Source organism: Comamonas nitrativorans, assembly GCF_042654765.1.
GTDB lineage: Bacteria > Pseudomonadota > Gammaproteobacteria > Burkholderiales > Burkholderiaceae_C > Comamonas > Comamonas nitrativorans.
The window spans coordinates 90,449-115,999 of sequence record NZ_JBHSEW010000009.1 but is presented as its reverse complement, the minus strand read 5'-3'; the positions used below and the strand labels follow the sequence as shown (position 1 = coordinate 115,999).

General features: G+C 65.4%; 22 protein-coding genes. 15 read left to right on the top strand and 7 right to left on the bottom strand.

Features of this window, described 5'->3' with window-relative positions:
• Window positions 1–38 precede the first annotated feature (38 nt).
• The 4 genes from ACFO3A_RS11250 to ACFO3A_RS11235 all read left to right on the top strand — a co-directional run bounded on the left by ACFO3A_RS11250 (window position 39) and on the right by ACFO3A_RS11235 (window position 7,559).
• Complete coding sequence (locus tag ACFO3A_RS11250; RefSeq protein ID WP_377726381.1) at window positions 39–2,873, top strand: ATP-binding protein; 2,835 nt, start codon at window positions 39–41, stop codon at window positions 2,871–2,873.
• Window positions 2,870–3,862, top strand: a complete 993-nt coding sequence (locus tag ACFO3A_RS11245; RefSeq protein ID WP_377726379.1) for an HD domain-containing phosphohydrolase — start codon at window positions 2,870–2,872, stop codon at window positions 3,860–3,862. The genes ACFO3A_RS11250 and ACFO3A_RS11245 overlap by 4 nt, the downstream gene beginning before the upstream one ends.
• A gap of 266 nt (window positions 3,863–4,128) precedes the next feature.
• Entirely contained in the window at window positions 4,129–5,775 is a 1,647-nt protein-coding gene (locus ACFO3A_RS11240; protein WP_377726376.1) for a methyl-accepting chemotaxis protein, read from the top strand.
• Window positions 5,776–5,930: 155 nt separating this feature from the next.
• Window positions 5,931–7,559 (top strand): methyl-accepting chemotaxis protein, encoded by a 1,629-nt coding sequence (locus ACFO3A_RS11235; protein ID WP_377726375.1) that lies wholly within the window; start codon window positions 5,931–5,933, stop codon window positions 7,557–7,559.
• A gap of 84 nt (window positions 7,560–7,643) precedes the next feature.
• Here the strand turns inward: ACFO3A_RS11235 and queF are convergent, their stop codons facing one another.
• From queF to ACFO3A_RS11210, 5 genes are all read right to left on the bottom strand, one after another.
• Complete coding sequence (queF, locus tag ACFO3A_RS11230; RefSeq protein WP_377726374.1) at window positions 7,644–8,507, bottom strand: NADPH-dependent 7-cyano-7-deazaguanine reductase QueF; 864 nt, start codon at window positions 8,505–8,507, stop codon at window positions 7,644–7,646.
• A 9-nt stretch (window positions 8,508–8,516) separates the two neighbouring features.
• Window positions 8,517–10,511 (bottom strand): OPT family oligopeptide transporter, encoded by a 1,995-nt coding sequence (locus tag ACFO3A_RS11225; RefSeq protein ID WP_417286501.1) that lies wholly within the window; start codon window positions 10,509–10,511, stop codon window positions 8,517–8,519.
• A gap of 18 nt (window positions 10,512–10,529) precedes the next feature.
• Window positions 10,530–11,306 carry a peroxide stress protein YaaA gene (gene yaaA / locus ACFO3A_RS11220; protein WP_377726371.1) on the bottom strand — a complete coding sequence of 259 codons (777 nt, stop codon included), beginning with the start codon at window positions 11,304–11,306 and terminating at the stop codon, window positions 10,530–10,532.
• A 100-nt stretch (window positions 11,307–11,406) separates the two neighbouring features.
• A complete protein-coding gene (locus ACFO3A_RS11215) occupies window positions 11,407–14,322 on the bottom strand; it encodes an Rne/Rng family ribonuclease (protein WP_377726369.1) in 2,916 nt (971 codons plus the stop codon).
• Between the two features lie 140 nt (window positions 14,323–14,462).
• Window positions 14,463–14,642, bottom strand: coding sequence for a hypothetical protein (locus ACFO3A_RS11210; protein WP_377726368.1), 180 nt, complete (start codon window positions 14,640–14,642; stop codon window positions 14,463–14,465).
• A 233-nt stretch (window positions 14,643–14,875) separates the two neighbouring features.
• Here ACFO3A_RS11210 and ACFO3A_RS11205 point away from each other — a divergent pair, with 233 nt between their 5' ends.
• The 3 genes from ACFO3A_RS11205 to ACFO3A_RS11195 all read left to right on the top strand — a co-directional run bounded on the left by ACFO3A_RS11205 (window position 14,876) and on the right by ACFO3A_RS11195 (window position 17,621).
• Window positions 14,876–15,871, top strand: a complete 996-nt coding sequence (locus ACFO3A_RS11205) for an RluA family pseudouridine synthase (protein WP_377726366.1) — start codon at window positions 14,876–14,878, stop codon at window positions 15,869–15,871.
• 10 nt (window positions 15,872–15,881) lie between these two features.
• Window positions 15,882–16,541 (top strand): HAD family hydrolase, encoded by a 660-nt coding sequence (locus ACFO3A_RS11200; protein ID WP_377726364.1) that lies wholly within the window; start codon window positions 15,882–15,884, stop codon window positions 16,539–16,541.
• Window positions 16,542–16,616: 75 nt separating this feature from the next.
• Window positions 16,617–17,621 (top strand): S49 family peptidase, encoded by a 1,005-nt coding sequence (locus tag ACFO3A_RS11195; RefSeq protein ID WP_377726362.1) that lies wholly within the window; start codon window positions 16,617–16,619, stop codon window positions 17,619–17,621.
• Window positions 17,622–17,710: 89 nt separating this feature from the next.
• On the opposite strand, the gene ACFO3A_RS11190 is transcribed toward ACFO3A_RS11195, so the two are convergent.
• Both ACFO3A_RS11190 and ACFO3A_RS11185 read right to left on the bottom strand, forming a co-directional pair.
• The gene (locus tag ACFO3A_RS11190) at window positions 17,711–18,478 is read right to left on the bottom strand and encodes an SAM-dependent methyltransferase (RefSeq protein ID WP_377726503.1); all 768 of its coding nucleotides are present in this window, start codon (window positions 18,476–18,478) and stop codon (window positions 17,711–17,713) included.
• Window positions 18,479–18,504: 26 nt separating this feature from the next.
• Window positions 18,505–19,116 (bottom strand): Maf family nucleotide pyrophosphatase, encoded by a 612-nt coding sequence (locus ACFO3A_RS11185; RefSeq protein WP_377726360.1) that lies wholly within the window; start codon window positions 19,114–19,116, stop codon window positions 18,505–18,507.
• Window positions 19,117–19,143: 27 nt separating this feature from the next.
• Here ACFO3A_RS11185 and ACFO3A_RS11180 point away from each other — a divergent pair, with 27 nt between their 5' ends.
• The 8 genes from ACFO3A_RS11180 to fabF all read left to right on the top strand — a co-directional run bounded on the left by ACFO3A_RS11180 (window position 19,144) and on the right by fabF (window position 25,504).
• Complete coding sequence (locus tag ACFO3A_RS11180) at window positions 19,144–19,713, top strand: YceD family protein (RefSeq protein WP_377726359.1); 570 nt, start codon at window positions 19,144–19,146, stop codon at window positions 19,711–19,713.
• Window positions 19,714–19,807: 94 nt separating this feature from the next.
• On the top strand, window positions 19,808–19,990 hold the full coding sequence (gene rpmF, locus ACFO3A_RS11175; protein ID WP_207573806.1) for a 50S ribosomal protein L32: 183 nt from the start codon (window positions 19,808–19,810) through the stop codon (window positions 19,988–19,990).
• A gap of 95 nt (window positions 19,991–20,085) precedes the next feature.
• Window positions 20,086–21,126, top strand: a complete 1,041-nt coding sequence (gene plsX, locus ACFO3A_RS11170; RefSeq protein ID WP_377726357.1) for a phosphate acyltransferase PlsX — start codon at window positions 20,086–20,088, stop codon at window positions 21,124–21,126.
• A gap of 8 nt (window positions 21,127–21,134) precedes the next feature.
• Window positions 21,135–22,124 (top strand): beta-ketoacyl-ACP synthase III, encoded by a 990-nt coding sequence (locus ACFO3A_RS11165; RefSeq protein WP_377726356.1) that lies wholly within the window; start codon window positions 21,135–21,137, stop codon window positions 22,122–22,124.
• Between the two features lie 57 nt (window positions 22,125–22,181).
• Window positions 22,182–23,126, top strand: coding sequence for an ACP S-malonyltransferase (gene fabD, locus ACFO3A_RS11160; protein ID WP_377726354.1), 945 nt, complete (start codon window positions 22,182–22,184; stop codon window positions 23,124–23,126).
• On the top strand, window positions 23,123–23,860 hold the full coding sequence (gene fabG, locus ACFO3A_RS11155; protein ID WP_377726353.1) for a 3-oxoacyl-ACP reductase FabG: 738 nt from the start codon (window positions 23,123–23,125) through the stop codon (window positions 23,858–23,860). Before fabD ends, fabG begins: the two co-directional genes overlap by 4 nt.
• A 115-nt stretch (window positions 23,861–23,975) precedes the next feature.
• Window positions 23,976–24,215 carry an acyl carrier protein gene (gene acpP / locus ACFO3A_RS11150; protein ID WP_019575021.1) on the top strand — a complete coding sequence of 80 codons (240 nt, stop codon included), beginning with the start codon at window positions 23,976–23,978 and terminating at the stop codon, window positions 24,213–24,215.
• Window positions 24,216–24,259: 44 nt separating this feature from the next.
• On the top strand, window positions 24,260–25,504 hold the full coding sequence (gene fabF / locus ACFO3A_RS11145; RefSeq protein ID WP_377726351.1) for a beta-ketoacyl-ACP synthase II: 1,245 nt from the start codon (window positions 24,260–24,262) through the stop codon (window positions 25,502–25,504).
• Window positions 25,505–25,551 lie beyond the last annotated feature (47 nt).

Below are 25,551 nucleotides of genomic sequence, written 5' to 3'. Positions count from 1 at the left end.
GCGGGTCACACCCTCTGGCACTGACGGATCCCCAGGGGATGCCGGACAGGGCAGCGTTGCACGAATTGCAGGCTTTGGCACAAACGGCCAGTCCGGCGGCACAGCAGGCGCTGGCCGATCTGCTGTCGGCTGCCGAGCAATCGGCGCAGGCACAAGCGCAGCGTCTGGCAGCGGAAAAGCACCTGGCCGACCTGCAGGCCGTGGTCGACCGCATGGTGCAAACCGTGGGCGTGCGCATCAAGCACTGGGATCAGCCGCAGCGGGCCTTGCTGCAGCTGGCCGTGACGGCCGATGACTTCGAAGCGCAGTACAAGGGAATGCTGCTGCGCGAGCGCACGCTCAACCAGCATGCCATCGTCAGCGCCACCGACGTGCAGGGCACCATCACCTACGTCAATGACCTGTTCTGCCAGATCAACGGCATGGCCCCGCACGAACTGCTGGGGCAGAACCACCGCATCATTGCCTCGGGCCTGCACCCCCAGGGGTTTTACACGCAGATGTGGGTGACGATCAGCCAGGGCGAGACCTGGCACGGCGAGATCTGCAACCGCTCCCCGGCCACCGGGCGGCTGTATTGGGTGGATGCCACCATCGTGCCGTTTCTGGACGTCAATGGACTGCCGCAGGAATACATCTCGGTGCGCACCGACATTACCGAGCGCAAGTACCTGGAGCAGACCTTGGCGCGGGAGCAGCATTTCCTGGCCAACATCACCGCCAACCTGGGCAAGGGCGTCATGGTGCTCGACCGCCACGAGCATTGCACCTACCTCAACCCCGAGGCCGAACACCTGCTGGGCTGGACGCAGCAGGAACTGCAAGGCCGGGCGCTGCACGAAAAAATCTATTTTTGCGCCGAGCAGGATGTGGCCGCAGGCCACGACAGTTGCCCTGTCTGCGTTTGCTACGGCCTGGGCGAAGTCGTCCACTTCGACGTGCAGGACGACCTGGTGCTGCTGCACAAGGAACGCGGCGCCTTCTCTGCCGCCATGACGGTTTCGCCCCTGTTTGAAAACGGCATCCTCACCGGCTGCGTGACCGTGTTTCACGACATTACCGAACACAAGCGCTACGAAGCCGAGCTGCGCCAGGCCAAGGAGCAGGCCGAGCAGGCCAGCCAGGCCCGCAGCAGTTTCCTGGCCAATATGAGCCATGAAATCCGCACCCCGCTCAATGCCATCATCGGTTTTACCGAAGCCCTGCTCGACACCCCGCTGGATGCCGGCCAGCAGCGTCAGCTGACGACCGTGCGCCAGTCGGGCCATGCCTTGCTGCGCCTGCTCAACGACATCCTGGATACCGCCAAGCTCGACAAGGGGGCGGTCGTGCTGGAGGTGGCCGATTTTTCCCTGCGCAAGCTGTGCCGGCAGCTGCTGGACATGCAGGCCCCCAATGCCGCGAATAAGGCCCTGGCCCTGAAGCTGGACTACCCCCCGACCGAGCCGGAATTTTTCCGTGGCGACGCCCTGCGGCTGCACCAAGTGCTGTTGAACCTGCTGTCCAACGCCATCAAATTTACCGAAGCCGGCAGCGTCACCCTGCATGTGCATCACACGGGGGCACAGGGCCTGTGCCTGCGGGTGCAGGACAGTGGCATCGGCATGACCCCGGCCCAGCTGGCACGGATTTTTGCGCCCTTCGCCCAGGCCGATGCGTCCACCACGCGCCGCTTCGGTGGTACGGGCCTGGGCACCACCATTGCCCGCCAGCTGGTGGAGCTGATGCACGGACGCCTGGAGGTGACCAGCACCCCCGGGCAAGGTTCGTGCTTTACCGTCTGGCTGCCGCTGGCGCAAGGCCAGCCCGTGCAGCAGCCGCCCCAGGCCTGCGGCCCGCAACTGCCCCCTTTGCGCATTTTGGGGGTGGACGATATTTCGGAAAACCTGGAGCTGCTGCAACTGGTGCTGCGCCGTGGCGGCCACGACGTCACCCTGGCCGGTGGCGGCCAGCAGGCCCTGGCCCTGCTGGCCGAACAGGACTTTGACCTGGTGTTGATGGATGCCCACATGCCGGATGTGGACGGCTTTACCGCCGTGCGCCGCCTGCGGGCCCTGGAAGCGGCCCGGGGAAAGGCCAGAACCCCGGTGATCGCCCTGTCGGCCAGCGTGCTGGACGAAGACCGCCAGCAGGCCCGGCAGGCGGGTATGGACGGGTTTGCCCACAAACCGTTGAATGTCCCCCGGCTGAATGCGGAAATCGCCCGGGTGTTGCAGCTGTGGCCGCAGGTGCCAGCGGCCCCCCTGGCAGACTTGTGCCCGGGCAGCGATGCCGTTTGGGACGAAGCCGCCGCCCTTGCCCTGTGGGGCGATGCCTCGCGCTGGCATTCCGCTTTGCAGCGCTGTCTGGAAACCTATCGCACGGCACCGGCACAGCTGGCACAGCGCAATGCCCAGGGCGATGCAGCCGATGTGGCCGCCCTGGCCCACCGCTGGCGTGGAGTGGCCGGCAACCTGCAGCTTGTGGCCCTGGCCGAAGCCTTGCAGGAGGTCGAGGGCCAGGCGCAGCACGGACATGCCGTGGCCGATGCGGCCCTGCACACCGTGGCGCAGGCCTGGCAGGCCGTCCAGCAGCGCTGTCTGGCCCTGGGCATGGCTGAACCGCAGGCCAGTGCCGGGATCTGGGTGTCCGTCGCCCCGACCACGGCGCTGCCTTCGCCCCTGGATGGGCAGGCCGAACGTGCGTTGGCCCAGGCGCTGGCCAGTCTGGAGCGTGGGGAATGGCCCGACCAGGGGCTGGCCGCCCTGGCGCCTTGGCTGCCTGCTGCCGTGCTGCAACCCGTGGCCCAGGCGTTGGAACATTTCGATTTTGAGCGTGCCGGCCAATTGCTGCGCCAGCACGCGGTATCTTCTTCACAGGCTGCCGCCCTATGATTGCTTCCCCAGACCATCGTCCCCGCCTTCTCCTGGTGGATGACGAACCGACCAACCTGCAGGTGCTGCGCCAGGTACTGCAGCAGGATTACCGCCTGCAGTTTGCAACCGATGGCAACCGGGCCCTGGCGCTGGCCCGGCAACATGCGCCGGATTTGATCCTGCTGGACGTGATGATGCCCGGCATGGACGGCCACGCCGTCTGCCGTGCCCTGAAGGCCGATGCCGGCACTGCCGCCATTCCGGTGATCTTCGTGACGGCGCTCAGCGATGTGGCCGACGAGGTCGGCGGTTTTGCTGTCGGCTGCGTGGACTACATCGCCAAGCCGATCAGCGCACCCATCGTGCGGGCGCGGGTGCGCACCCACCTGTCCCTGGTGCGCATGGATGAGTTGCGCGAAACGCGGCTGCAAATCGTCCAGCGCCTGGGCCGTGCTGCCGAGTACAAGGACAATGAAACCGGGATGCACGTCATCCGCATGAGCCACTTCTCCCAATTGCTGGCCCTGGCCGCCGGGTGCGACCCCCTGTGGGCCGAAGACCTGCTCAACGCCGCGCCGATGCACGACGTGGGCAAGATCGGCATTCCGGACGCCATCCTGCAAAAACCGGGCAAGCTGACCGAAGAGGAATGGGCCGTGATGCGCCGCCACCCGCAGATCGGCGCGGAAATCATCGGGCACGACCCCTCGCGCGTCCTGTGTCTGGCCCGTTCGGTGGCCCTGTACCACCACGAAAAATGGGATGGCAGCGGCTACCCGCATGGCCTGGCCGCAGAGGCCATACCGCTGGAGGCGCGTATCGTCGCCCTGGCCGATGTGTTCGATGCCCTGACCAGCGAACGTCCCTACAAGAAAGCCTGGCCGGCGCAGGAGGCCATGGCCCTGATCCAGTCCGAAGCCGGAAAGCACTTCGACCCTGCACTGGTCGCGCTGTTCGTGCCGCTGGTGGACGAGCTGCTGACCATCCGTCAGCGCTGGGGGGACTGACCACCGGAGGGGACATCGCGAGCTGCCCCGGGTTTGTCAAAGAGTGCAAAGCACGTCGATGAACCCGGCAGCAATCGGTAAGGTTTTATTACACTTCGGCCCCTTCCCGCCGGTTCTTGCAGGGCTGCAAGTCGTGCGGGGAAAAAGCCGGTCGACCGGCGGTGCCCAATGTCAGGCGGGGCAACAGCAAATCTGCGCCGTTGGAATGCGCTTGAACATTTATTTTCCAATCCTGTTTTCATTCTCGCCCCAAAGGCGTTTTCTCCATGCGCAAGAACCTGCCCGTTACCCAGAACAATTACGACTTTCCGGCGCACCAGACCCTGATTTCCATCACCGATACCAAGGGCCGCATCACCTACTGCAATGCCGACTTCATCGAGGTGAGCGGCTACACCCAGGACGAACTGCTGGGCCAGCCTCACAACCTGCTGCGCCACCCGGACATGCCGTCCGAGGCGTTCCGGGATTTCTGGGAGACGATTCAGAAAGGCATGTTGTGGAGCGCCGTCATCAAAAACCGGCGCAAGAACGGCGACCACTACTGGGTGCGGGCCAATGCCACGCCCATGCGCGATGGGCAGCGCATCGTCGGCTACCTGTCGGTGCGCACCCGTCCCAGTGCCCAGGAGGTTGCGGCCGCAGAAAAACTCTATGCCGCCATGAACCAGGAAGCGGCGGCCGGGCGGCGCATCCACACCCTGCAACGCGGCGCGGTGCGCCGGGGCGGTCTGGCGGGGCGGATCTGGGGTGGGCTGCGCCCGGGGTTCGAGGGCAAGCGCAACCTGCTGCTGTTGCTGTCCGTCTGCGGCCCGGTACTGGCCGCGCTGCTGCAAACGCCCTGGTGGGGCGTGCTGCTGGCCGCTATCGCCACGGCCACCCTGGCGGGTTGGGGGCTGGCGCGGCTGACCTTGCGCCCCGTCCGGCAGGTGCTGGAGGTTTCGCGCCAGCTGGCCAGCGGGGACTTGTCGCAATTCGTGGCCGTGCCCGAGCATGGCCTGGGGCGGCGCCTGCTGCTGCCGGTGGCGCAACTGGGGCTGTCGATCCGCACCGTCATGGCCGATGTGCGCGAAGACCTGGCGCAATTGCAGGGCCAGGCCGGGGAAGTGGCCAGCGGCAGCCACGATCTGGCCTCGCGCCTGGAGGCGCAGGCCAGCAGCCTGGAGCAGACCGCTGCCGCCATGGACCAGATCAACAGCACCGTGGGCCAGACCGCCGACCTGGCCAGCAACGGCGTGGCCTTGGCGCGTGAGACCACGGCCAGCGCCGAGCGCAGCCAGGAAGCGATGCGCGGCATGGCCGCGACCATGGGGGAGATCACCGACTCGGCCCGGCGCATCGGCGACATCATCCAGACCATCGAAAGCGTGGCCTTCCAGACCAACATCCTGGCGCTGAATGCGGCGGTGGAAGCGGCCCGCGCGGGCGAGCAGGGGCGCGGCTTTGCCGTGGTGGCAGCCGAGGTGCGGGCCCTGGCCGGACGCACCACCGGGCTGGCCAAGGAGATCAAGGATTTGATCGACGAATCGCAAACCCGCGTGGCCGCCGGCAGCACCCGCGCCCAGGAGGCCCGCACGCGCATGGACGAGGCCCTGGCCCAGGTGCAGCAGGTCGGTCAGGTGCTGGAACACATCAACACGGCAGCCCGCGAGCAGGCGCTGGGCGTGCGCCAGATCAGCGAGGCGGTGCAGCACATGGACCAGATCACCCAGCAGAACGCCGGCGTGGTCAGCCAGATGGACGCCTCGGCCAAGCGGATGCACGCCCGGGCCAGCGAGGCGCGGGACAACATCCGCGTATTCCGCCTGGCCAGCGGCGAACACACGCACGCCGAAACCGATGCCGTTGCCTTGCGCCAGCAAAGCCGTGCCCGCAGCGACGCGGAGGCTGCTGTAGCGCTGGAGTACGCGTAAACACGGTCTAAATACAAACCCGTGCGACCTTGGCACATCATCCCTGGCGCAAGGGTGCAGGGGCAGGGCTTTCCCAGGCCCTTTCCCTCTACAGCAAACGGGGAAGAATCTGATATGAATGCAAGCACTTCAAGAAATCTTGGAAAGGGCTTGCGATGCGTACCAACCTGCCTGTTACCCAGCGGAACTACACCTTTCCGGTGCACAAGACCTTGATTTCGGTGACAGATACCAAGGGCCGGATCACTTATTGCAATACCGATTTCATCGAGGTGAGCGGCTACACCCAGGATGAACTGCTGGGCCAGCCGCACAACCTGCTGCGCCATCCGGACATGCCTGCCGAGGCCTTCCGCGACTTCTGGGACACCATCCAGAAAGGCCAGCTGTGGAGCGCCATGATCAAAAACCGGCGCAAGGACGGCGACCATTACTGGGTGCGGGCTAGTGCCACGCCGATGCGCAATGGCGAAAAGGTGGTGGGCTATCTTTCCATCCGCACCTGCCCCACAGCCCAGGAAATTGCCGCAGCGGAAAAGCTGTACGCCACCATGCGCGAGGAAGCGGCAGCGGGGCGGCGGGTGACGGGCCTGCTGCGCGGAGGCGTCGTGCGGGTGGATGTCTGGGGGCGCTGCGCCACCGGGGTCAAGCCCGGGCTGGACACCAAGCTGAATTTGCTCATGGGCACGGCGGCGCTGGGCCCCTTGCTGGCGGCGCAACTGGGCGCCCCGTTGTGGGGCATGTGGCTGGTCGGGGGAATCGGCGTGGTGGTGGCCCGCACGGTTCTGGAGCATTCCATGCGCCGGCCCATCCGCCAGGCAGTTTTTGCGGCCCGCGACCTGGCCAGTGGCGACCTGACCACGTTTGTCAAAGTGCCGGAAAGCGGCGTTGGACGGCGGCTGATGCTGCCCATTGCCCAGATGGCCTTGTCCACCCGCACCCTGATTGGCGATGTGCGGGCCGATCTGGACCGGCTGCGCGAGCAGGCCCAGCAAGTGGCCGGCAGCAGCCAGGAAATGGCGGTGCGCCTGGAAAGCCAGGCCAGCAGCCTGCAGCAGACGGCAGCGGCCATGGACGAAATCACCGGCACCGTGCAGCAAACCGCCGAGCGGGCCGACCAGGGCGTGCGTCTGGCCGGGGATACCACGGCTGCCGCCCGGCGCAGCCAGGAGGCCATCGTGCAGATGGGCAGCACCATGGGGCAGATCAGCGAATCGTCGCGGCACATCGGCGACATCATCCAGACCATTGAAAGCGTGGCTTTTCAGACCAACATCCTGGCGCTCAACGCCGCCGTGGAAGCGGCCCGCGCGGGCGAGCAGGGCCGGGGTTTTGCCGTGGTGGCCAGCGAGGTGCGGGCCCTGGCGGGGCGCACGACGGGGCTGTCCAAGGAGATCAAGGATTTGATCAACCAGTCGCAGCAGCGCGTGAACGCGGGCGAGCGCACCGCCCAGGAGGCCCGCCAGCGCATGGACGAGGCCCTGGCCAAGGTGCAGCAGGTGGCCCAGATGCTGGACGAAATCGACCATGCCGCCCGCGAGCAGGCGCAGGGCGTGCGCCAGGTCAGCCAGGCGGTGCAGCACATGGACCAGATCACCCAGCAAAACGCCGCCGCCGTGGCGCAGATGGACCACAGCGCCCAGGCGATGCGCCAGCAGGCCGTGACCGCCTACGAAAACATGCGCGTTTTCCGCATTGCCGAGGACGACATCACCCACGCCGAGCTGGATGCGGTGGCGCTGCGCAAGCAGCACAAAGGCTTGCTGGTGGGGATGGATGATTAAAATTGATAGCTTTTTCCCCTTTTCAATCAAGGATTTCAGGCAATAAACAGCCTGAAATCCCCGTATTTACAGCGGAACCAGCTATTACTGCCGCGCAGTGCGTACCGAGGGCGGCAACTGCATCGGGTGACTGGTGCGCAGCGGGTTGATGTCCAGCCCGCCCCGCCGGGTGTAGCGGGCGTACACCGTCAGCTTGATCGGGCGGCAGCGCTGCCAGATGTCCATGAAGATGCGTTCGACGCATTGCTCGTGGAACTCGTTGTGGTTGCGAAAGCTGACGATGTAGCGCAGCAGCCCTTCCTGGTCGATTTGCGCTCCGCTGTAGCTGATCTGCACGCTGCCCCAGTCGGGCTGGCCGGTCACCAGGCAGTTGCTTTTCAGCAGGCGGCTGGTCAGCACTTCGGTCACCGGCGCTTCGTCGTGGTTGGCGTGCAGCAGTTCGGGGGCGGGGTGGTAGTCGGTGCATTCCACGTCCAGGCGGTCCAGGTTCAGGCCGCTCAATTCCTCGATGGCCTGCTGGTCGAAATCTTCCGGCGCGATCAGGCGCAGGCCGATGCTGCCCGTCTGGGCGCTGCCCTGCCAGGCGGCAGCGCTCAGGTCGGTGCGCAGGTGCTCGCGCACGGCGTCGATGCTGGCAAAGCGGGTGTTGTTGAAGCTGTTCAGGTACAGCTTGAACGACTTGCTTTCGATGAGCTGCGGCGTCTCGCACGGGATTTGCGCCTGCAGCAGCGCCACCTGCGGCTTGCCGCGCAGGTTCAGCCACGAGACTTCGTAGCCCGTCCACAAATCCGCGCCGAAAAACGGCAGCGCCTGCCCCGGGGCCAGCCCCAGGGCGGTGCGGTTGGTCTGGCGCGGCAGGGGAAAGAGCAGGCTGCGGTCGTACTGGTCGGCGTAGGCGCTGGCCTTGCCCAGGGGCGATTGGGTGGGGGAGGGGTCGGGTGCCGTCATGGTGCTTTTTCAGCGGCGCAGCATACTGCGGTGGAAGAACAGGGCAATGCCCGCGAAGGCCAGCAGACCCAGCCAGGGGGCGGCGGCAAAGTCGGCGCCGACCAGCGCCAGGGGGGCGTCCTGGCCGCTGAAGCCGATCACGGCGGCCAGCAGCAGGCCCATCAGGCTCTCGCCCACGATCAGCCCGGCGGCCAGCAGCAGGCCGCGCTCTTCGGCAGCGGCCGCCCAGTCCTGGCCGTGGCGGGCGGCCCGTTGTTTGATCGCGCGTTGAATGCACCAGCCGAGGATGGCGCCAAAGGTCAGCGTCAGGCCGATGGTCGGCGGCAGGTAAATGCCCAGGCCTACGGCCAGCGGGGGCAGGGCGCCCCGGCCGCTGCGCCGCAGCAGGGCGTCCACGGCAATCGCCACGGCGCCGATGGCCACGCCCAGGCCGAGCATGGCCCAGTCCAGCCCGCCGCTGAAAATGCCGCTGGCAATCTGCTGCATCAGCGTGGCCTGCGGGGCGGCCAGGGCCTGGGCCTCGTCCATGCCTGCACGCGGCAGGGCGCCGGCAAAGCCGTAGGCGTTGTAGAGCAGGTCCAGCACCGGCGGAATCACCAGCGCCCCGACCACGCAGCCGATGATCAGCACCACCTGCTGGCGCCAGGGCGTCGCGCCGACGAGGTAGCCGGTTTTCAGGTCTTGCAGGTTGTCGTTGGAGATGGCGGCCATGGCCAGGATCACCGACACCATGAACAGCACCAGCGCCACGCCCATCTGCCCGGCAATGCTGCTGCTGAAGGCCGGCACCAGGCGGTGCAGGGCCAGCAGGGTTAGCCCCATCAGAATCGTGGCGATGATGCCGATGCCCGAAATCGGGCTGGCCGACGACCCGACCAGCCCCGCCATGTAGCCGCAGGCTGCGGCGACGAGAAAGCCGAAGAAGGCCGCAAACACCACGCACAGCGCGGCCAGGGCCAGGCTGCTGGCGGTGCCCAGGTCGGGCATGTGCTCCTGCACGAATTGCAGGGTCACGCCCAGCAGCACGGCCAGGGCCACGCCGCCGATGGCCAGCATCCAGCCACGGGACAGGTCTTTGTCGGTCTCCCCCTGCAACTGCGGCGTGCCGGCCGTGCCGCCCGTGGGCTGGTTGGCAATAGCGCGGAGGATGGGGCGGATGAGCGAGGCCACCGTCCACAGCGCGGCAATGGCGATCACCCCCGCGCCCATGAAGCGCACCTTGCTGGCCCACAACTGGGTAGCCAGGGCGTTCAGGCTCTGGCCTTCGGCCAGGGTGGCGTGGGCGGTCAGCCACGGCACGGCAATGCCCCAGCAGACGATCAGCCCCAGCAGCACGGCGATACCGGCGGCGGCGCCCATCAGGTAGCCGGCGGCCAGCAGCGCGGGGGAGAAACCGGCGGCGACGCGAAACACCACGCCCCCGGCGGGAATCCAGAAATTGACCGCTTCGCCCAGGATGCGCAGCCCGCCGCTGAAAAAGCTGAACAGCGCCGCCAGCCCCGTGCCCCAGCCCAGGTTGCGCAGGCTGGCGCTGGCGTTGGCTGCATGGCTGCGCTGGGCCTGACCGACGCGCAGCACCTCGGCGGCGGCCACGCCTTCGGGGTAGGGCAGGCTGGACTGCACCACCATCACCCGGCGCAGCGGAATGGTGTACAGCACGCCCAGCGTGCCCCCGGCGGCGCAGATGAGGGCGGTCTGCCAGAACGGAAAGCCGTTCCACAGCCCGAGCATCAGCAGCGCCGGCAGGACGAAAATCACCGCCGACAGCGTGCCCGCTGCCGAGGCCTGGGTCTGCACCAGGTTGTTTTCCAGGATGTTGGAATCCTTGAAGCGGTACAGCAGCGCCATGGAAATCACCGCTGCCGGGATAGCCGAGGCAAAGGTCAGGCCCACTTTCAGGCCCAGGTAGACGTTGGCGGCAGTGAAGGCCAGAGTGATGACGGCGCCCAGAAGGACGCCGCGCAACGTAAATTCACGCAAAACAGGAGGGGAAGTCATAAGCATCGGACATGCAGGGGCGAATCAGGCCGCATGGCGGCGGAAAACCAGTCGTTGGGGGGTGGAGAGGGCGGCGGTGAAGGCATAGCCTTCCAGGTCGAAGCCTTGCAACTGCTCGGGGGTGCGCACGCGGTGCTGGATGGCCCAGCGGGCCATCAGCCCCCGGGCACGCTTGGCGTAGAAGCTGATGATCTTGTACTGGCCACCTTTGCCATCCTCGAACACGCACTCCACCACCGGCGCCCGCAGGGTTTTCAGATCGACCGCCTTGAAGTATTCCTGCGAGGCCAGGTTGATCACCACCGGGGCGGCTTCCTGCGCCTGCTGGTCGTTCAGCGCCTGGGCGATGCGGCTGCCCCAGTAGGCATACAGCGTGCTGCCGTGGGGGTTGGCCAGCCTGGTGCCCATCTCCAGCCGGTAGGGCTGCATCCAGTCCAGCGGGCGCAGCACGCCGTACAGGCCGCTCAGGGTGCGCACATGCTCCTGCGCCCAGGCCAGGTCATCCAGGCCCAGGCTCCAGGCGTCCAGTCCTTCGTAGACATCGCCGTTGAAGGCAAACAGCGCCTGGCGGGCATTCTCGGCGGTGAAGTCGCTCTGCCAGGCGGCGTAGCGGGCCACGTTCAGGGCGGCCAGGGGGTCGCTCAACTTCATCAGCGCGGCCACTTCGGCGGGACTGCGCTGGCGCAGGATGTCGATCAGCGCCTGCGCCTCGGGGATGAACGCGGGCAGGGTGTGCGGGAGCTTGTCCGGCAGGGGGCGGGTGTAGTCCAGCGCTTTGGCGGGGGAGAGTAAAAACAGCATGGCGCAGTCTCGGAACGGGTTGGTGGTCTTTCCGGTTAAAAAAACAACGGGGGCACCCGGCCCCCGTCGTGTTCCTGGAACGCGGCGGCGTTCCCGCCCGTCAGGCGTTGCGGGCAGGGTCCGCTTCGAAAGGCAGGCGCATGTCGGCCAGGTCTTTGCGGGTTTCTACCAGGATCAGCGGCACATCGTCCAGCACGACCGGCGCAGGGCGCTCGCGCGGGACGCGCACCGGGGCCGGTTCGGCCGCAATGGCGGCCTGCACGGCAGCGATTTTTTCTGCGTCGGACTGCACCCATTGCAGGCCCGCTGCCTGTGCCAAGGCACTGAGCTGGTCGGTGGGCAGGGCATAGGGTGCGGCAGATTCTATGGTTTCAGGAGCTGCTTGCGCTTGATCTACCACAATTTCAGCAGCTTTCTCCTCTGAAACAGCGATGGGTTCAGCAGGAACAGCTTCCGTAACCGTAGCATCGGCGGCTGCCGGCACTTCCGTCGGCACGGCGGCGGCAGTTTCTGCTGCGGCCTCTGCCGGGGCGGTGGCGGCGTCGGTCTCTGCCTCTGCTTCTACTTCTGCGGTCGGCAGGACATTGGCAAAGTAGCTGCGGCGCGGGGCAGGGGCAGCGTCCTGCGGGACTGCATCGTCATGCTCGGCCACGGCAGGCAGGGCGATGTCGAGGGGCGTGCTGTCCAGCGGCTCGTCGGCAGCCTGCTCGTCGCGTGCAGCGCGTTCGCTCCGGTTGCCCCGGCGGTCGCGCCCGTAGCGGTCACGGCTGCGGCGGCCATTGCGCGGGGCGGTTTCTTCCCCATTGGTTTCCGGGGCCGGGCTGGTGTCGATGACGGTATCCACGGCTGCCGAAGTGGCCTCTACCGGGGCGCTGGCTTGCGCTTCCAGCATGTCGGGGTGGGTGGGCGCAGCTTCGACCGGACGGCGCTCACGGCGCGGGCGGCTGGGACGGCTGTCCTTGCCGGCGTCGTCGGTGGCAGCATTTTCCTGCTCGGCGCTGCGGGGCTTGCGGCTTTCGCGGCTGTCCCGGCCTTCGCGGCTTTCGCGCTGCGGGCGGTTGTCGCTGCGCTCGCCGTTGCTGCTGCGTTCGCCGCGGCGGCTGCGGCTGTCGCCGCGTTCCTGGCTGCGTTCTCCGTTGTCGTCGCGGTCATTGCTGCGGCTGCGTTCGCCACGTTCGCTGCGCTCACCGCGTTCGGGGCGCTTGCGGCCGTCGCCAGTGCGTCGGCTGGCCGGTTTGCTGGTGGCGGCGGCGGCGGGCGGCGGCGCGACCGGTGCTGCGGGCGGCGTGCCAAAGCCGAACAGGCTTTTCAGCCAGGCAAAGAAGCCTTGCTCCTGCACGGCAGGCTGGGTGCTGGCGGTCGCAGCGGCCGGGGCCGGTTTGTGCGGTGCGGGTGCCGGTTGCGGCGCCGGCGGGGCGTCGGGCAGCACGCCCTTGATGACCGGGGTCTGGCGGTTGGTCGGCTCTTGCGAGCGGCGCGTGACCGGGGTGGCGTCCTCGATCTCCTCGGCCAGCTGGTAGCTGGCCTGCAGGCTGTCCAGGCGCGGGTCGTCGTGCTTGAGGCGCTCCAGGCGGTAGTGCGGCGTCTCCAGCCCCTTGTTGGGCACCATCAGCACGGCAACGCGCTGCTTGAGTTCGATCTTGGAGATTTCCGCGCGTTTTTCATTCAGCAGGAAGCTGGCCACTTCCACCGGCACCTGGCAATGCACGGCGGCGGTGTTGTCCTTCATCGATTCTTCCTGAATGATGCGCAGGATTTGCAGGGCCGAGCTTTCCGTGTCGCGGATGTGGCCGGAGCCGCTGCAACGCGGGCAGTTGATGTGGGCGCCTTCGGACAGCGCGGGCTTGAGGCGCTGGCGGCTCATTTCCATCAGGCCGAACTTGCTGATGGTGCCGAACTGCACGCGGGCGCGGTCCTGGCGCAGGGCATCGCGCAGGCGGTTTTCCACCTCCTTGCGGTTGCGCGACTCTTCCATGTCGATGAAGTCGATGACGATCAGGCCGCCCAGGTCACGCAGGCGCATCTGGCGGGCCACTTCGTCGGCGGCCTCCAGGTTGGTGCGGGTGGCGGTTTCCTCGATGTCGCTGCCCTTGATGGCGCGGGCCGAGTTCACGTCCACGCTGACCAGCGCCTCGGTGTGGTCGATGACGATGGCTCCGCCCGAGGGCAGCTGCACGGTGCGGCTGTATGCCGATTCGATCTGGTGTTCGATCTGGAAGCGCGAGAACAGCGGCGCATCGTCGCGGTAGCGCTTGACGCGGTTGGCATGTTCGGGCATGACGTGCGCCATGAACTGCTGCGCCTGCTCGTAGATGTCGTCCGTGTCGATCAGGATGTCGCCGATGTCGTTGTTGAAATAGTCGCGGATGGCGCGGATCACCAGGCTGGATTCCTGGTAGATCAGGAAGGCGCCCTTGCCCGCCTTGGCCGCGCCGTCGATGGCGGTCCACAGCTTCAGCAGGTAGTCCAGGTCCCATTGCAGTTCGGGGGCGCTGCGGCCGATACCGGCGGTGCGGGCGATGATGCTCATGCCCTTGGGGTAGTCGAGCTGGTCCATCGCCTCTTTCAGCTCGGCGCGTTCCTCGCCCTCGATGCGGCGCGAGACGCCGCCGCCGCGCGGGTTGTTGGGCATCAGCACCACATAGCGCCCGGCCAGACTGATGAAGGTGGTCAGCGCTGCGCCCTTGTTGCCGCGCTCTTCCTTTTCGACCTGGATGATCAGCTCCTGGCCTTCCTTGATCACTTCGTTGATGCGGGCCTGGCTGGGCGAGACGCCCTCGGCAAAGTATTGGCGCGAGATTTCCTTGAACGGCAGAAAGCCGTGGCGCTCTTCGCCGTAATCGACGAAGCAGGCTTCCAGCGAAGGCTCGATGCGCGTGACGACGGCTTTGTAGATGTTGCCCTTGCGTTGCTCGCGGCCTTCGATTTCGACTTCGTAGTCCAAGAGCTTCTGGCCATCGACAATGGCCAGGCGGCGCTCTTCGGTCTGGGTGGCGTTAATCAGCATCCGTTTCATGATGCACTTCCTTTTCTATGGGTGGACGCGCCGGCCAGGGGCCAGCGTGCCTTTGAATCAAGACGACAAACAGTCGTGCCTGTGAAAAGCATGCAGTACTGAAACGAAACAGGCCGCCCAGGGCGCACCCCTTGCCGGATTTAGGCAAGCAAAGGAGGCGGAGGCAGGGCGCAGGGGGCCAGCACAAACGAGTGGATGCGCCCAGGTGCGGGCATACGGGCCACGGCCTGCGCATCCAGGTCAGCGGGCTTGGACGTGCGGACGCGCACGGGAGGATGCCCCGCAAACGCGCCGATGAACCAAGAGAGAAAAGCCCACATACCTATGCTGGTGTCGTAAAACGGCTGCGGCCCGAAAAAACAGGAGGCTGCAGCCGGGAAAAAATTCGTTCAGTGTTGCAATGCGTTCACGGGTGAAAATGCGTACCTTGTCAGCTTTGAGAGCTGTTTTTACTTGGAAAGCACATTTCAAGCATCGACCGGCCTACGCCTTAGTAACGGGTGCTTGGATCAAAAATCCAGAAAATCAACCACTTACATATATTGACGCGCAGGTGAAGCACATTATAAAGGGGATGCAGCCCCCACTGCCCGCTGCCGCAGCGCCCGCCGTGCGCTGGCTCCAGGTTGGCGAGGAGGACGCCGGCCAGCGCCTGGACAACTTTCTCATCCGCCATCTGAAGGGCGTGCCCAAGACCCACGTCTACCGCATCATCCGCAGCGGCGAGGTGCGCATCAACAAGGGCCGCTGCGCCGCCGATACCCGCGTGCAGGCCGGGGATACGGTGCGCGTGCCGCCGGTGCGCGTGGCCGAAAAAGCGCCGGAAACCGCTGCCGCCCCGGCACGGGAATTTCCGATTCTGTTCGAGGACGAGGCCTTCATCGCCCTGGACAAGCCGGCGGGCGTGGCCGTGCATGGCGGCAGCGGCGTGAGCTTTGGCGTGATCGAGCAGTTGCGCCGTGCCCGGCCGCAGGCGAAGTTTCTGGAACTGGTGCATCGGCTGGACCGGGAAACCTCGGGCATCCTGCTGGTGGCAAAAAAGCGCTCGGCCCTCAAAGCCCTGCAAGACCAGTTCCGCGAGCGTTCCACCGGCAAGACCTATCTGGCCCTGGTGCAGGGTGCGTGGCCGGCGAACAAGAAAGTCATCGACACCCCGCTGCACAAATACCTGCTGCCCGATGGCGAGCGGCGCGTGCGCACCACCACCGCCGACGACCCCGATGCCATGACGGCGCTGACCCTGGTGCAGCTGCGCCAGGGGCTGCCGCCGCGTCCGCTGCAAGGGCTGCCCGCCATGAGCCTGCTGGAGGTGACGATCAAGACCGGGCGCACCCACCAGATCCGCGTGCATCTGTCCAGCCAGGGCCACGGCATTGCGGGGGACGACAAATATGGCGACTTCGCCCTGAACAAGCGCCTGCCCAAGCAGGGCCTGAACCGCATGTTTCTGCACGCCTGGCGGCTGCGGCTGAACCATCCGGTGACGGGGGAGTCTTTGACCCTGCTGGCCGAGCTGCCGCCGGAATTGGCGCAATTTATTGACTTTTGAGAGGAATACCGTGGCACAACGCCGTTTTGATTTGCTGGCCTTTGACTGGGATGGCACCCTGTTCGATTCCACCGTGGCGATTACGCGCAGCATCCAGCAGGCCGTGCTGGACGTGGGCGGGCAGCGCCCCAGCGACGAGCAGGCGGCCTACGTGATCGGCATGGCGCTGGGGCCGGCGCTGGCCCATGCTGCGCCGGACGTGCCGCGGGAAAAGCACACCGAACTCTCCAACCGCTACCGCTACCACTATCTGAAATTGCAAGCGCAGGTGACCTTGTTTGCGGGCATCGAGCCGTTGCTGGGCGAGTTGCGCTCCCGTGGGCATTACCTGGCCGTGGCCACGGGCAAAAGCCGGGTGGGGCTGAACAGCGCCTTGCAGCAGGCGCAACTGGGTGCCTTGTTCGATGCCACGCGCACGGCGGACGAAACGGCGGGCAAGCCCAACCCCCTGATGCTGCATGAACTGATGGCCGAGCTGGACGTGCCCGCCGAGCGCGTGCTGATGATCGGCGACACCACGCACGACCTGCTCATGGCCCGCAATGCCGGCTGCGCCAGCGTGGGCGTGGCCTACGGGGCGCACGATGCGGCCATGTTTGCCCAGTGCCCGCCGCTGTTTACCGCGCAGACCGTGGCGCAACTGCGCGATTGGTTGTGCAACCACGGCTAAATCGGGGTTTTGCCTGAAGGGCGCTGGCATACACTGGCGCCCTTCTCTTTATTTGCTTTAGCAGGATAGGCATCCATGAACGCATTGCCGCCCTCGGGAGGGCCCCAGCAACCCGGACAAGACTTGTGGCAGCAGCCAGGGCAGAACGGTGCGGATGCCGGGTGGGAGCGCGACGTGCTCGAACGCCTGGTGTTTGCCACGGTCAACGAGCAGCGGGCGGCCCGCCGCTGGCGGATTTTCTGGCGTCTGGTGTGGATCGGCCTGGCGGGTGCCGCCATCTGGTTTTTCAACAAGGAGGGGGCGACCACGGCCGTCTCCGGCCCGCACACGGCGGTGGTGGAGATCAAGGGCGCCATCGCCAGCGGTGCCGATGCCAGCGCCGAATCGGTCAATGCCGCCATGCGCTCGGCGCTGGAGGATTCCGGCTCGCGGGCGCTGGTGCTGCTCATCAACTCGCCCGGCGGCAGTCCGGTGCAGGCCGGCATGATCAACGATGAAATCGTGCGTTTGAAAGCCCTGTACCAAAAGCCGGTGTATGCCGTGGTGGAAGAAAGCTGCGCCTCGGCGGCCTACTACATCGCCGCTGCTGCCGATGAGATTTACGTGGACAAGGCCAGCATCGTCGGCAGCATCGGCGTGCTGATGGACGGCTTTGGCTTTACCGGCACGATGGAAAAGCTCGGGGTCGAGCGGCGCCTGCTCACCGCCGGGTCGAACAAGGGCATGCTCGACCCGTTCAGCCCGCTGACCGATGAGCAGCGCGTCCATGCTCAGCAGATGCTGGACACCATTCACCAGCAGTTCATCGACGTGGTGAAGCAGGGCCGGGGCAAGCGCCTGCATGAAACCGACGAAACCTTCAGCGGCCTGTTCTGGACGGGCGAGCAGGCCGTGGCCCTGGGGCTGGCCGACAAGCTGGGCTCTCTCGACTCGGTGGCCCGCGACATCGTGCAGGCCGAGGAGATCATCGACTACACCCGCCGCGAGAACATGGCCGAGCGCCTGGCCAAGCGCTTTGGCGCCGCCCTGGGGGCCGGTGCCGTGCAGGCCGGTAAAAGCTGGGGAGTGACGATTCATTAAAAAAAGGAGCTGTTTGCGCTGATGAATAAACGATTTCAGGTGCTATTAATCCTGAAATTCTTGTTGAATCAGCGGAAATAGCTCCTTTTTTATTGGCCAAAGGCAAACACGGTCGGAACGTGCTTGTCCGGCTGCCAGGTCTGGCGACGCCAGTCGGCCACGCTGCGCGACTGGATGGCGGCATCGGCCAGGGTCAGGCCGCTGGCCACGGCCAGCCGGGTGCCCGGTTGCAGCGTGGCCAGCAAGGCCTGCCACAGGGCCGGGTTGCGGTACGGGGTTTCGATGAAGATGTGCGCCTGGCCGGTCTTCAGGCTGACGCTTTCCCACTGGCGGATGTGCTGGCAGCGCTCGGCACCGTCTTGCGGCAGGTAGCCGTGAAAGGCAAAACTCTGGCCGTTCAGGCCGCTGGCCGCCAGCGTCAGCAGCAGCGAAACCGGCCCGACCAGCGGCACCACCGTGGCCCCCAGGTCGTGCGCCGCACGCACCACCGAGCTGCCCGGGTCGGCCACGGCGGGCATCCCGGCCTCGCTGACCAGCCCCATGTCGTGGCCATTCAGCAGGGGGTCCAGCAGTGCCCGGGCATCCCAGGCCGGGGCCGCACCGCCGCCTGCGTGGTCGCCTTTTTTATGCACGTGGCGCGGCAGCTCCCGAATGTCCTGCGCCTGCAGGGGCGCGGCCAGCGGGGCCAGGGCGTCGATGCGTTTCAGGTAGGCGCGGCAGCTTTTCGCGTTCTCGCAGACCCAATGGGTCAGCCGCGCCGCCTGCTCCAAGGTGGCCGCAGGCAGCACCGCATCCAGCGGCGTCTGGCTGGCGCAGCCGAAGTCCAGGGGCGCGGGCACCAGGAACAGCCGCCCCATAGTCAGAGGGATAGTGTGCGGCGCAGTCACGGCAGCGGCACCCCGGCCTCGCGCAGCAGGCGGGCGGTGGCAATCAGCGGCAGGCCGATCAGCGCCGTCGGGTCGTCGCTGTGGATGGCTTCCAGCAGGCTGATGCCCAGGCTTTCGCTTTTGGCGCTGCCCGCGCAGTCGTACGGCTGGTCGATGTGCAGATAGCGCTCGATCTCGGCATCGCTCAGGGTGCGGAACTGCACCGTCACGCGGCTGGTATGGCTTTGGCAGAAGCCGTCGTGCTGGCACACCACGGCAATCGCCGTGTGAAAGACCACGCTGCGGCCCCGCATGGCCTGCAATTGCGCCACGGCCCGGGCGTGCGTGCCCGGTTTGCCCAGGGCATGGCCGTCCAGGTCGCACACCTGGTCGGAGCCGATGACGATGGCATCGGGGTACACCGCCGCCACGGCCCGGGCCTTGGCCAGCGCCAGGCGCTCGGCCAGCTGCGGTGGGGTTTCGCCCGGCAGGGGCGTTTCATCGATCAGGGGCGCGGCGGCGGTAAAGGGCAGGCGCAGGCGTTGCAGTAATTCACGCCGGTAGCGCGAGGTGGAACCCAGAATGATCGGGCGAACCAGAGAGGGGGAGGGGGGGGAGACATCAGGCATGGGCGGATTCTCTTACACTGCCGCCCTATGTCGAAAGAACCCAAAGCATTCAACGCCCAGCACATCGATATCGCCGCCTTTGCCCGCGGGCAGGAGTCTCTGACGCAACAGACCTCGGCAGCGGCGTTTCCCCGTCTGGCCGAAGAGCTGCAAGGCGATCCGGCTGCGCAGCCGGTGGCCTGGCAGGCCCAGGGGCAGTGGCACGCGCAAACCGGCGGGGCGGGCCAGCCCTGGCTTGATCTGGGGGTGCAGGCCACGGTGACGCTGACCTGTCAGCGCTGCCTGCAGCCGGTGGAAGTGCCGCTGGATGTGCAGCGGGCATTTCGCTTCGTCAAGGATGAAGCCACGGCCGAAGTGCAGGACGAGGAAAGCGAAGAAGACCTGCTGGTCATCAGCCGCGACTTTGACCTGCACGCCTTGATCGAGGACGAGCTGCTCATGGAGCTGCCCCTGGTGCCCCGGCATGAACAGTGCCCCCGGCCGCTGGTCTTGAACGATGCAGTCACCTCGGCGCAGGAGGTTCAGGAACGCCCCAATCCCTTTGCCGTGCTGGCGCAGTTGCGCCAATCCCCGGATGCTCCAGGCGACAAGGATTGAGTTTGGGCTATAATCTAAGGCTTCGCGCGAAACCCCTCGTGTCTTTAATGGGCTGATCGCGTTTTTACCAACCCCTTAAGACCCAGGAGCCATCATGGCTGTTCAACAAAACAAAAAGTCCCCTTCCAAGCGCGGTATGCACCGCTCGCACAATGCACTGACCACCCCGGGTACCGCTGTGGAAGCCACCACCGGTGAAGTGCATCTGCGCCACCACATCAGCCCCAACGGCGTGTACCGTGGCCGCCAAGTGCTGAAAAACAAAGCCGAAGCTTAAATCCAGCATTGGCTGCCGAAGCAAAGCCCGCAGCTACCCTGTAGCGCGGGCTTTTGCCTTTGGGCGGTTGGCAGAAACAGAACAAAGAGTTACCGATGATCACTTTAGCCGTCGATTGCATGGGGGGCGACCATGGCCCGAGCGTTACCCTGGAGGCCTGCCGGAAATTTCTGGCCACCCATGCCGATGTCCACTTGCTGCTGGTGGGCAAGCCCGAGGCTTTCGGCGCCTGGATTGCCCATCCCCGCGCCAGTGTGGTCGCCGCCAGCGAGGTGGTCGCCATGGACGATGCGATCGAAGTGGCGCTGCGCAAGAAAAAAGATTCTTCCATGCGTGTTGCCATCCAGCAGGTGAAGGATGGCAAGGCCGATGTGGCGGTATCTGCCGGGAATACAGGCGCTTTGATGGCCATTGCCCGCTATCTGCTGAAAACCCTGGACGGCATCGACCGTCCCGCCATTGCCACGCAGATGCCGCATGAAAAAGGCGGCGCTACCACGGTGCTTGACCTGGGGGCGAATGTGGACTGTCAGCCCGAACACCTGCTGCAATTTGCCGTCATGGGCGCAGCGCTGGTGTCGGCCCTGCAACCGGGCGGGCAGGAACCCCGTGTCGGCCTGCTCAATATCGGCGAGGAAGCCATCAAGGGCAATGAAGTCATCAAGCGCACCGGGGAGCTGCTGCGTTCTGCCGGACAGGCCGGGGCGCTGAATTTTTACGGCAACGTCGAAGGCAACGATATCTACAAGGGCACTGTCGATATCGTGGTGTGCGACGGTTTTGTCGGCAACGTGGCGCTCAAGGCCAGCGAAGGCGTGGCGGCGATGATCGTCGGCGGGCTGAAGCAGGAGTTCAAACGCACCATCTTTACGAAAATTGCCGCCATCGTTGCCTATCCGGTGTTAAAAGCCTTGATGTCCCGTATGGATCACCGGCGCTACAACGGTGCAGCGCTGCTCGGCCTGCGCGGCCTGGTGTTCAAGAGCCACGGTTCGGCCGATGCCCAGGCCTATGAACACGCCCTCAATCGTGCGTATGATGCGGCTCGCAACCAGCTCCTGGACAAAGTCCGGGGGCGTATCGTTGCCGCAGCACCGCTTCTGGCGGCTGCCACCACCTCGGCGATTGCCGCTTAAGTCTTGCCATGACATCTGTTCCTCGTTTTGCACGCATCACCGGCACGGGCAGCTATCTGCCGCCACGCCGTATCACCAACCATGAACTCGCGGCCGATCTGGCCCGGCGCGGTGTGGCAACCTCGGATGAATGGATTGTCGAGCGCACCGGCATTCATGCCCGCCACTTTGCCGATCCCGGCGTCGCCAGCAGCGATCTGGCCTTGCCGGCCTGTCAGCAGGCCCTGGCGGCGGCGGGCGTGCAGGCGCAGGAAATCGACCTCATCATCGTCGCCACGTCCACCCCGGACATGGTTTTTCCCTCCACCGCCGCCATCCTGCAGCGCAAGCTGGGCATCACCAACGGCTGCCCGGTGTTCGACGTGCAGGCGGTGTGCAGCGGTTTCGTCTACGCCCTGACCGTGGCCGATGCCATGATCCGCGCCGGCAATGCCCGCTGCGCCCTGGTCGTCGGGGCCGAGGTGTTCAGCCGGATTCTGAATTTCGACGACCGCACCACCTGCGTGCTCTTTGGCGATGGCGCCGGGGCGGTGGTGCTGCAGGCCTCCGAGACGCCCGGCATTCTTGCCAGCGACCTGCACGCCGATGGGCGTCATACCGACATTCTGTGCGTTCCCGGTCATGTCAACGGTGGTCAGGTGCTGGGTTCGCCGCTGCTGGTCATGGATGGGCAGGCCGTTTTCAAGATGGCTGTCGGCGTGCTGGAAAAAGCCGCCCGCACCACCTTGACCAAGGCCGGGGTCGATGAAAGCGCGATCGACTGGCTCATTCCCCACCAGGCAAACATCCGCATCATGCAGAGTACGGCCCGTAAGCTCAAACTGCCGATGGAAAAAGTCATCGTCACCGTGCATGACCATGGCAATACCTCGGCAGCGTCGATTCCCCTGGCACTGGACCATGGGGTGCGTTCCGGCCAGATCCATCCCGGCCAGAATGTTCTGCTCGAAGGCGTCGGCGGTGGTTTCACCTGGGGTGCGGTTTTTGTAAAAATGTAGCTGTCAGCGCTTTGCTGGCAAGCGTTCCCCCTGATTTTTCTGAAAAAATAAAAGACCATGAAAAAGTTTGCTTTTGTATTTCCCGGCCAGGGTTCGCAGGCCGTAGGGATGCTGGATGCCTGGGGCACGCACCCGGCAGTGCGCCAGGCTGTGCAGGAAGCTTCCGACGCCCTGGGCGAAGATCTTGGTGCCTTGATTGCCAGCGGCCCGAAAGAGGCCCTGGCCCTGACCACCAACACCCAGCCGGTGATGCTGTTGGCCGGTGTCGCCGCCTGGCGCGTATGGCAGGCCGAAGGTGGCGCCTTGCCCGATGCCGTGGCGGGGCACTCCCTGGGCGAATACTCTGCCCTGGTGGCGGCCGGGGTGTTGACGCTGTCCCAGGCGATTCCCCTGGTGCGCCTGCGTGCTGCGGCCATGCAGGAGGCCGTGCCGGTGGGCACGGGCGCCATGGCCGCCGTGCTGGGGCTGGAGGCCGACAAGGTCAAGGCCGTCTGCGCCCAAGTCACGGCAGACCTCGGTGGTGCCGAAGTGGTCGAAGCCGTGAATTTCAACGACCCGGGGCAGACCGTGATCGCCGGTTCCAAAGCCGCAGTGGAAGCCGCTGGTGCCGCCATGAAAGCCGCCGGGGCGAAGCGTGCCCTGCCGCTGCCGGTGTCGGCCCCATTCCATTCCAGCCTGATGCGTCCGGCGGCAGAAAAATTGCAGGCAGCCCTGACGCAGGTGACTTTTTCCGTCCCGCACATCGACGTCATCAACAATATCGACGTGGCCGTGGTGCAGGACGGTGCGGCCATTGCCGATGCGCTGTACCGCCAGGCCTTTGGCCCGGTGCGCTGGGTGGAAAGCATCCAGGCCATGAAGGCGCGGGGCATCACCCATGTGGTCGAATGCGGCCCGGGCAAGGTGCTGGCCGGCATGGTCAAGCGCATTGATGCCGAGCTGGTGGGCGCGGCTTTGTACGATCCGGCAACGCTTGCTGAAGTGAAGGAGTTATTGGCATGACAGACAACAACCGTTCCATTGCCCTGGTCACCGGGGCGACCCGGGGGATTGGCGCCGCCATTGCCCGGGAGCTGGCCGGCCGGGGCTATACCGTGATCGGCACGGCCACCACGGACGAGGGTGCCCAGCGCATCAGCGCTGCCCTGATCGATCAGGGCGGGCGCGGCGTCAAACTGGACGTGAACGATGCGGCCAGTGTCGATGCGCTGATTGATGGCATCGTGAAAAACGATGGCGGTTTGCATGTGCTGGTGAACAACGCCGGCATTACCAAAGACCAGATCACCATGCGCATGAAGGATGAGGACTGGGATGCCGTGCTGGACACGAATCTGAAAGCCGTATTCCGACTGAGCCGTGCGGCTATTCGCCCGATGATGAAGCAGCGTTTTGGCCGCATCATCAGCGTCACCAGCGTGGTCGGCAGCATGGGCAATCCCGGGCAGGCCAATTACGCTGCCGCCAAGGCCGGTGTGGCCGGCATGAGCCGTGCCCTGGCACGCGAGCTGGGCAGCCGCAACATCACCGTAAATTGTGTGGCGCCTGGTTTTATTGCTACAGATATGACGGCTGTTCTGCCCGAAGAGCAGAAAAAGGCGCTGGCTGCGCAAATTCCGCTGGGCAAGCTGGGCGAACCCGGCGACATTGCCCATGCCGTGGCGTTTCTGGCCTCTGCGCAGGCTGGATACATCACCGGCCAGGAATTAGCCGTCAATGGCGGCATGTACATGTAATTGCCGCTTTTTGCACGAAGTTATGCCGTTTCCTCGCGACGGCAAGCCGTTTGCAGGATTTCCTGCCGATGCGGCTAGAATCGCGGGTTCATTTACACAACCCCTGAGGGAAACCATGAGCGATATTGAAGCACGTGTCAAAAAAATCATTGCTGAGCAACTCGGCGTTGAAGAGTCTCAAGTCACCAACGAAAAAGCCTTCGTGGCCGACCTGGGTGCCGACTCGCTGGACACGGTGGAACTGGTGATGGCCCTGGAAGATGAATTCGGCATCGAAATCCCCGATGAAGACGCTGAAAAAATCACGACGGTGCAAAACGCCATCGACTACGCCAACACCCATCACAAGGCCTGAGTCCCCGCTGGGGCCTGCTACAGCGATAAGTAAAGGTTGAACGCATGAGCCGTCGTCGCGTTGTCGTGACCGGCCTGGGTTGCATCAGTCCCGTGGGCAACACGGTGGCGAGCGCCTGGGCCAATCTCTTGGCCGGTCAGTCCGGTATTGACCGTATTACCAAGTTCGATGCGGAGGCCTTCTCCTGCAAGATTGCCGGTGAGGTCAAAGGCTTTGACGTCGAGGAGTACATGAGCGCCAAGGACGCGCGTTCCATGGACACCTTTATTCATTACGGTATCGCTGCAGCAGATCAGGCAGTCAAGGATGCCGGCCTGCCTACGGGCGAGGCCTTGTCCGACGATCTGGCCACCCGCATCGGCTGCGTGGTGGGGTCGGGGATTGGCGGCCTGCCGCTGATCGAGAACACCCAGATCGAGCTGTCCAACCGCGGCCCGCGCCGCATTACCCCATTTTTCGTGCCTGCCTCCATCATCAACATGGTGGCCGGGCATGTGTCCATGCGCTTTGGTTTCAAAGGGCCGAACCTGTCGGTGGTCACGGCCTGTACGACCGGCCTGCACTGCATCGGCGAAGCCGGGCGCATGATCGAATACGGCGATGCCGACATCGTCGTCGCTGGCGGTGCGGAAGCCACCGTTTCGCCCCTGGGCGTGGGCGGCTTTGCCGCCATGCGGGCGCTGTCCACGCGCAACGACGACCCGAAAACCGCCTCCCGCCCCTGGGACAAGGACCGCGACGGCTTTGTGCTGGGCGAGGGCGCCGGCGTGCTGGTGCTGGAAGAGTACGAACACGCCAAGGCCCGTGGGGCAAAAATCTATGCCGAATTGAGCGGCTATGGCATGAGCGCCGATGCGGGTCACATGACCGCGCCGAACATGGACGGCCCGCGCCGCGCCATGCTCAACGCCATGCGCAACGCGGGGATCAATCCCGACCAGATCGGTTACCTGAACGCCCACGGCACCTCCACCCCGCTGGGCGACAAGAACGAAACCAATGCCATCAAGGCGGCGCTGGGCGATGCGGCGTACAAAACCGTGGTCAGCTCCACCAAGTCGATGACCGGCCACCTGCTCGGTGGCGCTGGCGGCATCGAAAGCGTTTTCACCGTGATGGCGCTGCACACGCAGAAGATCCCACCGACGATCAACCTGTTCAACCAGGATCCCGAGTGCGATCTGGACTACTGCGCCAATACCGCCCGCGATGCCAGGATCGATGTCGCGCTGAAGAACAACTTCGGTTTTGGCGGTACCAACGGCTCGCTGGTCTTCAAGCGCATCTGATATTGACGGCTGTGCTGGCAGTGACCGGTTTCAACCCGCTTCGGCTT